General features: G+C 73.3%; 7 protein-coding genes. 6 read left to right on the top strand and 1 reads right to left on the bottom strand.

The annotated features are described in order from the left end of the window. Positions 1 to 74 precede the first annotated feature (74 nt). From ACFWFZ_RS24080 to ACFWFZ_RS24055, 6 genes are all read left to right on the top strand, one after another. A complete protein-coding gene (locus ACFWFZ_RS24080) occupies positions 75 to 2,015 on the top strand; it encodes a hypothetical protein (protein WP_387124879.1) in 1,941 nt (646 codons plus the stop codon). A 186-nt stretch (positions 2,016 to 2,201) separates the two neighbouring features. Then, positions 2,202 to 3,602 (top strand): hypothetical protein, encoded by a 1,401-nt coding sequence (locus ACFWFZ_RS24075; protein ID WP_387124877.1) that lies wholly within the window; start codon positions 2,202 to 2,204, stop codon positions 3,600 to 3,602. Between the two features lie 89 nt (positions 3,603 to 3,691). Beyond that, positions 3,692 to 4,588 (top strand): metal-dependent hydrolase, encoded by an 897-nt coding sequence (locus tag ACFWFZ_RS24070; RefSeq protein WP_387124876.1) that lies wholly within the window; start codon positions 3,692 to 3,694, stop codon positions 4,586 to 4,588. Beyond that, positions 4,585 to 5,640 (top strand): PDR/VanB family oxidoreductase, encoded by a 1,056-nt coding sequence (locus ACFWFZ_RS24065; protein ID WP_387124875.1) that lies wholly within the window; start codon positions 4,585 to 4,587, stop codon positions 5,638 to 5,640. Before ACFWFZ_RS24070 ends, ACFWFZ_RS24065 begins: the two co-directional genes overlap by 4 nt. Before the next feature lie 23 nt (positions 5,641 to 5,663). Beyond that, positions 5,664 to 6,380, top strand: a complete 717-nt coding sequence (locus tag ACFWFZ_RS24060; protein WP_387124874.1) for a TetR/AcrR family transcriptional regulator — start codon at positions 5,664 to 5,666, stop codon at positions 6,378 to 6,380. A 62-nt stretch (positions 6,381 to 6,442) separates the two neighbouring features. After that, on the top strand, positions 6,443 to 6,979 hold the full coding sequence (locus ACFWFZ_RS24055) for a GNAT family N-acetyltransferase (RefSeq protein ID WP_387124873.1): 537 nt from the start codon (positions 6,443 to 6,445) through the stop codon (positions 6,977 to 6,979). On the opposite strand, the gene pulA is transcribed toward ACFWFZ_RS24055, so the two are convergent. After that, entirely contained in the window at positions 6,966 to 12,308 is a 5,343-nt protein-coding gene (gene pulA / locus ACFWFZ_RS24050) for a pullulanase-type alpha-1,6-glucosidase (protein WP_387124871.1), read from the bottom strand. The genes ACFWFZ_RS24055 and pulA overlap by 14 nt on opposite strands. Positions 12,309 to 12,373: the final 65 nt, after the last annotated feature.

Here is a 12,373-nt window from a genome sequence, read left to right as displayed (position 1 = left end):
ACCGCCTGGTGGGCTGAGCCCCCCGCAGGCGGGGCAGGGGGTGACCATCCGACGATTCGCTCGTTCTGCTGAACGTGACTGCGCCGGATACCGCCACCCGCTCCCTGCCCCCCGTGGGCCCCGTGCCGCCGGACGTCGAGCAGGCCGAGGCCGCCATCGTCGAGCACTACCCGCGGCTGGTGCGGCTCGCCTATCTGGTGCTGCCCCCCGCCCTCGGCCGCAAGCGGCGGGTGCTCACCGCGCACTCGCTGGTCCAGCGGGCGCTGCCGCGCGGGCGGCGGGGGGCGGCGGCCGGCGCCGCGGCCGTGCAGGGCGGGGTCCCGGGGCAGCGGGGCGGCCCGGAGGACTCCGGGTACGCGTACGTCCGGCTGCGGGTGCTCCGTGCGGCCCTGGAGGCGGGACTCCCGCTGACGTTCCGGGCGCTGCCGCGGCGTGCGCAGCTCCCGCCGGCGCTGCCCCAGGTGTGGGGCCTGCGGCTGTTCCCCCGCTCGGGCGGGGCCGAGGAGCTCGCCCTCGACCAGTGGCTGGCCACCCTCGACGGCCCGGGCCGGGCCGCCTGCGTGCTGCGGGCGCTGGAGCGGCTGCCCGAGCCGGAGGTGCTCCGGGTGCTCGACGAGGCCGGCGTCCCGGACCCGGCCGCCGCGGCCCGGGAGTCCGGGGATCCGGCGAACGACGGGCTGTTCGCCTCCCCCGAGTTCGACCCGTGCGTGCTCCAGGCCCGGCCCACCGACCTGCTGCGGCGCCGCCGCCTGACGCGGGCCGCGCTGGCCGCCGCGGCCGCCCTCGCCGTGTGCGGGGCGCTCCTCGCGCTGCCCGTCGGGGGCTGGGGTGCGGACGGGGCCGCCGCCCCGCCGTACGCGCGCAACGCCGCGGCCGAACTGGCCCTGGATCCGGGGAAGCTGGTCCGGGCCGCGCCCGCGCTCTGGCACACGTCCTCCCGTACGGACTTCTCGACCTGGCCGGCCCGCGGGGACCGCGCGGACGACACGGCGCTGCTGCGGCGGGCGCTGGCGGTCTGGGCGCGGCCCGGCTCCTCCGTGGTCGTGTCGGCCACCCCGGGGACGCCGTCGGGGCCGCCGATGGGGCCGGCGCAGCTGCTGTTCGCGGGCGCCGTCGACCAGGCCGTGGTGGTCCTGCTGTACGACGGTCTGCGCGTGGTCCGCTACGCCGAGCCGCGCTCGGGACCGGCGGGCGCGGCCCTGGACTTCGCCCGGACCGACGGCGCCTCGGCGGACACCGCGACCGCGCTGGTCGTCAGCCGGGTCGACGGCAACGTCCGCTACCTGACCGCGCCCTGGGTGACGGGGGTGGCCCTGCGGGACCTGCTGGGGCCCGGCGGCCCGCCGGCGGTGCTGAAGACGACGCAGGACGGGGTCACCCCGCCGGTGCCGGGTCCGGCGCCGACAGGCGACTGCACGAGCTGGACCGCCCTGTCCCTGACCGGGGACGGAGCCACCCGGCTGATCACCGACCTGGGTGAGCTGACCCCGGCCCGGCTGACCTCGGGGGCGCCGGGGGCCGAGCGGAACGTGACGGAGGCCGCGGAGCTCGCGGACTGGTCGAGGATCGCCTGCCTGCTTCCGTCGGTCCGCTCGCACGGGGTCCGTACGGTCAACGCCTGGACGTACGCGAAGCAGCCGCTGCCGGAGGGCGACGGGACGGCGACCTGGCTCTGTACGCGGGCCGAGACCTGGCAGGGCGCGGCGGACCGCGTGCAGGCCCAGTTCCTGGCGCCGGGCTCGGCCGCGGCGGCGCAGGCGGCGGCCGCGGAAGGCGCCGCGGCGTGCGGGCCCCGGGAGCCGAGGGTGCTGGCGGGCGTGCTGTGGAAGTCGCGGGCGGGCCAGTGGTACGTCCTGGCGGCGGGCAGCGCACAGTTCGCGTCGCTGTCGGTGTCGGGCGGCGGCGTGAACGGTTCGGCGAACGGCAACCGGCTGGCGGTCCAGGCGCCCGCCGGCGCGCAGGTCGACCTGTCCGGGAAGCTCACGGACGGCACGAAGGCGGGCGTGCTGCGCTGACGGCCGAGGCGGGGCAGGCAGCGGACCCGGGACAGCCGCGAGGTCGTGTGAAGATTCAACGACCAGGCGGCTGAAGGGAGTTGGCGGGATCCGGACATGACGGTCGCTGCGCACACGTGGCATGATCGGATTCCGGTTACCGATCGGTAATCCCCCACACCCCTGCCCCTTTTGAAGGTTCACCACGTGCGCACGCTTGCCCGCAGCCTCCTCCTCCCCGGTCTGACCGCCCTCGCGCTCACCGCCACCGGCTGCGCATCGACCTCCCACACCGGCGCCGAACCGGCCGCGCCCGCCCCCCTCACCCCGTCCGCCGACGGCACGTCGCAGCAGCTGGACGTGGCCGCCGCCCCCCAGGGCGAGCCCACGCCCGCGGCCGTCGCCCGCAGCGGCTCGAAGGGCCGGACCGAGAAGTCCACGCTCAAGGTCGCCTCGTACGACGCCGCGACCGGTCGGGCCGTCATAGCCAAGGCCCCGCCGAAGGGGCCCTCCCAGGCACCGTCGACGGAGAAGTCGCCCGAGGCCGACAAGCCCGTCGCCGCGGGCGATGTCATCGCCAGCGCCCCGGCGCCCGGCGCCCCGAACGGCCTGCTCGCCAAGGTCACCGAGGTCGTCGGCAAGACCGACCGCGGCACCGAGGTCAAGACCGCCTCGACGACACTGGCCGCCGTCCTCAACGACGACAAGGCCGACGGCAAGGTCCCCGTCGACCCGTCGGCGGTCGTCGTCGAGCCCCTGATGAAGGGAGTCACCTTCTCCTGGGCCAAGAGCGAGGGCCTGAAGTTCGGCCCCGAGGGCGCCAAGCTGCCCCTCGGGAACCTGCGGCTCGACGTGAACGCCTCCGTCGACACCGCCCCGGAAGCCCCCGCCTCGGCCGGCGCCTCGGTCTCCGGCTTCGTCCAGCTCGCCCCGCAGGTCGAGTTCTCCTACGACGGCAGCCAGGGCGGCGGCTCCGGCCCGCGCGGCGCCTTCCTCGGGATGAGCGGCGACTGGTCCTCGCAGTGGAAGCTCCAGGGCCGCGCCGCCGCGAGCACCGGTGCGCCCAAGCGAATCCCCTTCGCCAAGCTGCACACCTCGCCGGTCATCCAGGTCGGCCCGGTGCCGGTCGTCGTCAACCTCGGCCTGACCTGCTACATCCAGGTGGAGGCCGACGGCAAGGTGACCCTCGACGTCCAGCAGGACGTCAAGGGCGACTTCAAGGTCGGCGGCAGCTACGCCTTCGGCAAGGGCTGGACCCCGGTCAGCTCCTCGAACGTGAAGAGCACGCCGGTCCAGGCGACCGTCACCGCCGCCGGGCGGGTCAAGGGCGCGCTCGGCGCCGAGGCGTCCGTCGGCCTCTACGGCGCCGTCGGCGTCACCGGCGACTTCGCCCCGTACCTGCGCGGCGAGGCCGACGTCAAGGCGACCGCGTCCAGCGACGGCAAGGCCTCCGTCAGCGGAGCCTGGGCGCTGTACGGCGGCTTCGACCTGAGCGGGCAGCTCCAGCTGCAGCTCTCCCTGTTCGGCACGCCCGCCTTCGAGCGCCGGATCCCGCTGGGCTCGCTGAACCGCGAGTGGGCGCTGGCGAGCGGCGGCACCGGGCGGTAGCCGGACTTGTCCGCCCGCCGGAGGCCGGCGGGCGGACAAGTCGGCGCAGGGGTCTTCTCACCCCCTGTACCCATCAGTACATTGACGCCATGTCTAATACGCCGCTCGCGCCCGCCCCCGTGGCGTCGGAACACGTGGACCTCAGGCCCCGCAACGTGTCCTTCGGCTGGGAGAACACCCCGCTGCACTGGCTGCCCGGCGAACCCTTCGCCGGGCACATGATCAACGTGCTGCACCTGCTGCTGCCCGCCGGCGAGCGGTGGTTCGTGCACGTCTACAAGCAGGCGCTCCCGTACATCGAGGACGAGCGGCTGCGGGAGGACGTCGTCGGCTTCATCGGCCAGGAGGCCATGCACGCCGCCGCCCACGACGACGTCCTCCCGCACCTGAAGCGGCTGGGTCTCGACCCGACCCCCTACACCGCCCAGGTGGACTGGCTGTTCGAGAAACTGCTCGGCGACCGGACCCTCCCGCCGGGCCGGGCCCGGCACTGGTGGCTGATGGAGCGGGTCGCGATGATCGCGGCGATCGAGCACTACACGGCGTTCCTCGGCGACTGGGTGCTGGGCGCCGAGGAACTCGACCGGCGGGGCGCCGACCCCACCATGCTGGACCTGCTGCGCTGGCACGGGGCGGAGGAGGTCGAGCACCGCTCGGTGGCCTTCGACCTCTTCATGCACCTCGACGGGGGCTACCGCCGCCGGGCCCGGACCTGGGCGACGGCCTTCGCCTCCCTGGTCTTCCTGTGGCAGCGCGGGGTCCGCTTCTTCATGGAGAACGATCCCCACCTCGTCGACGGCAAGGCCTCCTTCAGGCAGTTCTTCCTGGCCGGGCAGCAGGGCGTGCTCCCGTCGACCGGCTCCATGCTGAAGTCCGTCCCGAAGTACCTCTCCCGTACGTACCACCCCTCGCAGGAGGGCTCGACGGCCCGGGCGGTGGCCTACTTGGCCTCCTCCCCCGGCGCGAACGGCGGGGTGCGGGCATGAGGCGCGCCCTCGCGGTCACGACGGCCACAGCGGTCGCCGGTGCGGCCTGGGCGGCGAGGCGGGCCCTGAACCGCCGTATCGGGAACTCCCCGTTGTGGCCGCTGCCGGCCCTGGAGGTACCGGTCTCGGGCCACTCCCCGCGCCGCGCGCTGCGCGCGCTGGTCGTCTCCCGTGTCCAGCCGGCGCAGGACGTGCTGGAACTGACCCTGGAATCCCCGGAGCTGCCCGCGTGGACGCCCGGCGCGCATGTGGACGTCACCCTGCCCTCGGGACGGGTCCGCCAGTACTCGCTGTGCGGCGACCCGGCGGACGCGGGCCGCTACCGGATCGCGATCCGGCTGGTCGAGGACGGCCGCGGCGGCTCCCGCGAGGCGCACGCCCGGCTCGTCGAGGGCGCAGAGCTGGAACTGCGCCCCCCGCGCAACCGCTTCGAGCTGCATCCGGCGCCGTCGTACGCGTTCGTCGCGGGCGGCATCGGCATCACACCGATCCTGCCGATGCTCCGCGCGGCCACCGCGGCGGGCGCCGACTGGACCCTGCTGTACGGGGGCCGCTCCCTCGACTCGATGCCCTTCCTGGACGACCTCGCTGCCTACGGCGACCGGGTCACGGTCCACCCCGAGGACGAGGCGGGCCTGCCCGACCTGACCCCGCTCGCGCAGACCGCGCCCGGCACCCTGGTCTACTGCTGCGGCCCGGAACCCCTGATGCGGGCCGTCACGGCGGCGGTCCGGGACCCGGCGGCCGTGCACCTGGAGCGCTTCGCGCCGTCGGCCACGCCTCCTGCGGCGCGCGCGTTCACGGTCGAACTGCGCCGCTCGGGACGGGTCGTCGAGGTCGGCGCCGGGGAGAGCACGCTCGCCGCGGTGCGCAGGGAGCTGCCGGACACCCCGTACTCGTGCGAGCAGGGGTTCTGCGGGACCTGCCAACACCGGGTCCTCGCGGGCGAGGTGGACCACCGAGACGACCTGCTCACCGACCAGGAGCGCGGGGAGTCGATGCTGCTGTGCGTCTCACGCGCGAAGGGGGACCGCCTCACCCTGGACCTGTGAACGCTCCCCAGTAGGGTGTCCGCATGACGACCGGAGTGCGGCGCAGGATGGGTGTCGAGGAGCGGCGGCAACAGCTGATCGGGGTTGCCCTGGAGCTGTTCAGCCACCGGTCGCCCGACGATGTGTCGATCGACGAGATCGCGGCGGCCGCGGGGATATCCCGGCCGCTGGTCTACCACTACTTCCCCGGCAAGCTCAGCCTGTACGAGGCGGCACTGCGGCGGGCCGCCGACGAGCTGGCGCAGCGGTTCGTGGAGCCGCGCGAGGGGCCGCTCGGGGCGCGCCTGCTGCGGGTGATGGGGCGGTTCTTCGCTTTCGTCGAGGACCACGGGCCGGGCTTCTCCGCCCTGATGCGGGGCGGCCCCGCGGTCGGCAGCAGCCGCGCCAACGCGATGATCGACGAGGTCCGGCAGGCGGCGTACGAGCAGATCCTCACGCACCTGGGGCTCGGACTCGACGAGGTGCCGGCCCGGCTCGAACTCGTGGTGCGCTCCTGGGTGTCGCTCGCCGAGTCCACGGCGCTGATCTGGCTGGACGGCCGCCGGATCCCGCGCGGCGAGCTGGAGCTCCAGCTGGTGCACGACTTCGCGGCGCTGGCCGCGGTGAGTGCCGCGTACGACGCGGAGATGGCGGGGATCCTCGTACGGATCCTGGCCGGCGAGCCCGCCGACGGGCCCTTCGGGGAGCTGGTGGGGCGCCTGGTGGGGCTTGTTCCGGGTGGAGCGGTCCCGGCTGTGTGAAAGGGCGCGCATACCGCGCCCTCTCTTGATCACGACCCATGGTGATCACCGATAATGCCCGCGTGATCATTGACGACGGGATCTTGTTCCGGCCGGCCGTGGAGAAGGACGCCGGCACCCTGGTGCGGCTGTACGACGAGGCCGCCCGCTGGATGGTGAAGCACGGGATCGAGCAGTGGAAGCCCGGCGACAAGGACGCCGCGCACTTCCGGTCGAAGATGCACGACGGAGAGGTGTGGCTCGCCGGCGACGCCGACGGGCGGGTGTGCGGGGCCTACGAGTTGTGGTGGTCCGACGAGGAGGCCTGGGGGATCCAGCCGCCCGTCGCGGGCTACGTGCACCGGCTGATGGTGTCGCGCGAGACCGCTCCCGCCGGAGCGGGGCGCCGGCTGCTCGAACATGCCGAGCGGCGGACGGCCAGGACCGGGCGGGAGCGGGCGCGACTGGACTGCGTCTCCACCAACCCCCGGCTGCTCGCGTACTACGTGGGTGCGGGCTACCGGGTGGTCGGGGAGCTCCCCGACAAGCGGGGGATGGACGGCAGGACCTACGGGGTGATCCTGCTGGAGAAGCGGCTCGACCGGCTCACCGTCGTGTGAAGACGGAGACGGTGCGTGCCGGGACGGTGAACTCTCCTGTCGTCACGTCGTAGGCGGACTGCTTGACGGTGGCGTCGGATCCGACCGCCTGCACCGGGTGCAGGCGGTAGGCGGTGCCCGCGAGGGCGGTGACGCGCTGGGGCTGGGCGGTGGGGGTGGCGTTGAAGACGACCACCAGGTCGCCCAGGGTCATGGTGATCACGCCCGGGGTCTCCTCCCGGCCCGAGAGCGGGAAGGCCAGCCGCGACTGGACGGCCTGGGCCGTGGCGAGGGCGAAGTCCGGCTCGGTGGTGCGGATCTTCAGCAGGTCGCGGTGGGCCGCCGCGGTGGCGTCGATGTCGGTGCAGGTGGGCGCCGGTCCCGTCAGGAGCGGCTTCGCGTAGGGCCACTTCGGGGCGTTGTCGGCGGCCGGGGGCAGGCCGCGGCCGAAGCCGTTGCCGGCGCGGCAGTCCCACTGGATGGCGTTGAACCAGTCGCCGCTGTCGTAGGAGTTGCGGTCCAGGGACTTGGAGCGCAGCAGGTCCGTGCCGGCCTGGGAGAGGGCCGGCCCCTGGGAGAGGGTGGCCGTCGCCATGGCCAGGACCTGCATGCGGGCCTTGTCGGCGTTGCCGGTGGCGGGCGGGAGCTTGTAGGTCAGGGCGTCGGCGAGGGTCTCGTTGTCGTGGGCGTCCGCGTAGGCGAGGGCGTCGCCGGGGGCGGCGGCGTATCCGGCCGGGGCGCCGTTGTAGTCCACGTCGGAGCCCTTGACGCGGCGCCCGGAGGTGTCGGTGAAGGCGTAGGAGGAGAGGTTGCCGGAGAGGCCGACCTTGATCAGGTCCTGGGCGTGCAGGAGGCGGGCCTTCTGCTCGGCCGGGGTGCCGTTGGCGGGCGAGCCGTTGGGCTCGGTGAACAGGCCCGACGCGAAGCCCTGGACGCGCGGGTCCTCGTCGAAGGGGCCGCCGCCGCGGACCGCGTCGCGCGCCCGGTCGGAGAAGGTGGCGATGCCGGTCCCGGCCATGTTCTTCTGCGTGGCCTGCACGAAGCGGGCGTCGTCGGCGATCTCGCCGAAGTTCCAGCCCTCCCCGTAAAGGACGATCTTCTTCCCGTCGACGCCGTCCTTGGCGGGTGTCAGGGCGTCCAGGGCGGCGCGGACCGCCAGGATGTTGGCCTTCGGGTGGTGGCCCATCAGGTCGAAGCGGAAGCCGTCGACCTTGTACTCCTTCGCCCAGGTGACGACGGAGTCCACGACGAGCCGGCCCATCATGGCGTTCTCGGGGGCGGTGTTGGCGCAGCAGGTGGAGGTGGCGACGCTGCCGTCGGCCAGCAGGCGCTGGTAGTAGCCGGGGACGATGCGGTCGAGGACCGACTTGTCCGACTGCCCTGCGGCGACGGTGTGGTTGTAGACGACGTCCATCACCGTGCGCAGCCCGGCGCCGTTCAGGGACTGGACCATCCTGCGGAACTCGACGGTGCGGGCGGTGCCGTTCGGGTCGCTGGCGTAGCTGCCCTCGGGAACGGTGTAGTGCAGCGGGTCGTAGCCCCAGTTGTAGGAGTCCTTCGCGGCGGCTGCCGCCACGCACGCCTGCTGCTCCTGCGAGTCCGGCGCGTACACCGTGAGGTCGCATGCCGGCTCGGTGCGGTCCGCGGCCTTCTCCGGGATGGTGCCGATGTCGAAGGCGGGCAGGAGGTGGACGTAGGAGGTGCCGGCGGTGGCGAGGCCGCGCAGGTGGCGCATGCCCGCCGAGGAGGTGTCGGTGAAGGCCAGGTACTGGCCGGGGTGGCCGCTGGTGCGGTCCGCGACGGAGAAGTCGCGGATGTGCAGCTCCTGGATCTGCGCGGAGGTGAAGGGCACGGCCGCGGGCTTGCGCAGGGTCTTCCAGCCGTGCGGCGCCAGCTTGGGGTCGGCGAGGTCGACGGCCAGGCTGTGGGTGGAGTCGGCGGTCAGGGCGGTGGAGTAGGGGTCGGTGACGAGGTTGCGGACCACCTGGCGGGTGCTGGGGGCCCACACGGTCACCGCGTAGCGGTAGGGCTTCCCGGTCCAGGAGCGCTCGCCGCGCACCGACCAGACGCCGGTGGCGTCGTCGCGGCGCATCGCGACGCTGCGCCCGTCGAGTTCGAGGGACACCTGCTGGGCGGTGGGCGCCCAGACGGAGAGGGTGGGGCGGCCGTCCTTGAAGACCGGGCCGAGCGCGGCGGTCGTCGCGTACAGGTCGTCGAGGACGCCGGCGAGCTGGACGCCGGTGGCGGCGAGGACGGCGCCGTTCGCGGCGCGGGCGGAGGCGACGAGCTGCCCGCGCAGGGCCGTCCGTACACGGTCGCGGTCACGCGGGTCCACGCTGAACGCGGCGTACGCGGCCAGGTGCGGGAACTTCTGCTTCTGGGCGGCGGTGAGCTCGGTCCGGTTCAGCCGCAGCCACTGGGCCAGGCCGGTCAGCGCGCTGTTCTCCGCCTTGACGGCGCCGTCGCGGGAGGCGAGGAGCTGGACGGAGGCGGCGGCCGCGGGGGCGTTCCAGGCGACGGTGTCGCGGTCGATCCACACCGCCTGGGACTTGGTGAGGTCGAGGGCGGCGGAGGAGCCGGCGGGCTGCGGCAGGAGGTACTTCTCCTGGCCGCCCAGCATCCACACCTCGTGGCCGGTGGCCTTCAGGTCCAGGGACTGGTCGGTGGGCAGGTCCTTCTCGTCGCCCTTGTGCAGGATGTAGCTGAGGCTGGTGGCGCCGGCGGCGAGGGGGACCTCGTAGACCGCGCCGTAGGAGTCGGTACGGGTGGGGAGCAGCGGCTTGGACCAGTCGGTCGGGGTCGCCGCCCCGGTCCACACGTGCAGGCCCCAGCCGTCGTAGGCGCCGTCGGGGCGCTGGTAGTGCAGTACGGCCTTGCCCTGGTCCTGCGGCGGGTAGGCCGGGCGGTCGGTGCGGGCGGGCTCCTTGCCCTGCTCCAGCCAGATCTCGCCGGTCTTCGTCACGTCGATGGTGCGGTCGGCGGCGACGTCCTTGTTGCCGTCCTTGTCGATGACGAGGTAGCCGACCGAGGAGGCGCCGGGCTTGAGCTTGACGTGCGCGAAGGCGCCGTAGGCGTCGCGGCCGGTGAAGGCGTGGCCGGCCGGCCACGGTGTGGACTCGCCGTCCGCGATGTCGCCCCAGGCGTACAGCCGCCAGTCGGTGTAGTCGCCGTCAGGCCGGTTGTAGTGGACGACCGCGTAGTCGCGCTGGGTTGCGGTGGGCGCTTCCACGGGCGGGGCCTGGCCTGCGACGGACTGGGCGAGGGCGCTCGCGGTGCGGCCGACGGAGTCGACGACGACGGCCTTGTAGCGCAGCGGGGTCCCGGCGGGCGCGGTGACGTGCTGGGTGACCTTGTAGGGGGCGTGGTCGGCGGAGCCGAGGACCTGCCACTTGTCGTTGCCGGTCTGCGCGGCGAAGACGACCCGGTTCAGGCCGCCGCCGCTGACGTCGGCGGACAGCTCGACGGTGCCGGAGGCGCCGGGGGCCGGGACCTTGAGGGTCAGGGCGGGCTTGGCAGCGGGGGCGGCGAGGGGGGCGACGGCATGGAGGACCACCGAGCCGAGGGCGGGGACGACGACGGTGAGCTTGCCCGCGGCCGAGGCGCGGATCAGCGCGGTACCGCCGTACAGGGTGCGGTACTGGGAGCCGGCCGGGGCGTCGATCTCGACGGTGCGGGACTCGGCGCCGTTGTTGGCGGCGACCAGGTACTCGGTACGGGTGCGGGCGTCGGTGCGGGCGAAGGCGTACACGCTGCCGTCGGCGAGGCGCTCGCTCTGGATGCCGTCGCGCAGGGCCGGGTGGGCTTTGGTCAGCTTCGAGAGAGCACTGATCTCCTTGTAGAGAGGGTGCTCCGGATCGTAGGCGTCGCTCGCGTGTGTGCGCGCCGTTCCGAGCTGGTCGTCGTCCAGGTAGTCGGCGACCCGCGAGGCGAACAGCGGCTGGCGCGAGTCCTTGTCGCCGCCCGCGCCGGTGTAGCCCTGCTCGTCACCGGAGTAGATCACCGGGTTGCCCCGGGAGAAGAACATCAGCTCGTTGGCGAGCCGGTAGCGGCCCAGCAGCTCCTGCTCGGCGGCGCCCGGCCGGTCCTGCTTCAGGAAGGAGCCGAAGCGGCCCATGTCGTGGTTGCCGAGGAAGGTCACCTGCTCGTAGGCGTTGGCCTTGCCCGAGGTGTAGCGGTAGTCGTCGGCGAGGACGGAGCCCAGCCGGGAGGCCGCCGCGCCCTGGGAGGCGTACGCGCGGATCGCGTCCTGGAGCGGGAAGTCCAAGGTGGCGTCCAGGCGGCCGCGCGTCACGTACGGGGAGGTGACGGCGGTGTCGGCGGAGTAGACCTCACCGAACATGAAGAAGTCGTCGCGTCCGCGCCTGGCCGCGTACTCGTCGAGGGCGGTCGCCCACTGGGTCCAGAACTCCGTGTTGACGTGCTTGACCGTGTCGATGCGGAAGCCGTCGATGTCGAAGTCCTTGACCCACTTCTGGTAGATCTTCTCCATTCCGCTGACGACCTCGGGGCGCTCGGTCCACAGGTCGTCGAGGCCGAAGAAGTCGCCCTGCTCGGAGGACTCGCCGGCGAAGGTGGAGTCACCCCGGTTGTGGTACATCGTCGGGTCGTTGAGCCAGCCCGGCACCTTGAGGTTCTTCTTCGCGTCCGGCACGAACGGAGTCCTCGGGAAGGACTCCCCGTCGACCTTCGGGAACTTCTTCTTCCCGTCGGCATAGTCCTTGTCGTCGAACGGCACGCCGTCCTTCGTCAGGTAGGGGAACGCCCCCTTCGACAGGTACGAGTAGGAGGCCTGCCGGTAGTCCACGACGTCGGCGGTGTGGTTGGTGATGACGTCGAAGAAGACCTTCATCCCCTTGGCGTGCGCCTTGTCGATCAGCCGCTCCAGGTCCGCGTTGGTGCCGAAGTGCGGGTCGACCTGCGTGAAGTCGGTGATCCAGTAGCCGTGGTAGCCGGCGGAGACGTCGTCCCCCTTGCCCTGCACCGGCTGGTTCTTGAAGATCGGCGCCATCCAGATGGCCGTGGTGCCGAGCCCCTTGATGTAGTCGAGCCGGTCGGTGAGCCCCTTGAGGTCGCCGCCCTGGTAGAAGCCCTTGTCGGTGGGGTCCAGGCCGGTCTCCAGACGGGAGCCGGTCAGTCCGCCACGGTCGTTGCGCGGGTCACCGTTCGCGAACCGGTCCGGGAGCACGAAGTAGAACTGCTCGCGGGTCAGGTCGTGGCGGGCCGGTGCGGCGGCGAGTTTCGCGTCCGAGGGCGGGGCGGGCGCCTTGGCCTCGGCGGCCGCGGCGGGGAGGGCGGGCAGGAGTGTCACGGCCAGGGCGGCGGCGAGCACTCCTGCGGCAGGGCGTATCAAGGCGGGTCTCCTTGTGTACGTGTCGCAGGGTTGAGGGCCGCCCGGCCTGGGGGTCCCCCCGGACG

It is taken from the genome of Streptomyces sp. NPDC060232, assembly GCF_042726555.1.
Taxonomy (GTDB): domain Bacteria; phylum Actinomycetota; class Actinomycetes; order Streptomycetales; family Streptomycetaceae; genus Streptomyces.
Note: the sequence above shows the minus strand (reverse complement) of the source record. Positions and strands in the feature narration are given on the sequence as shown.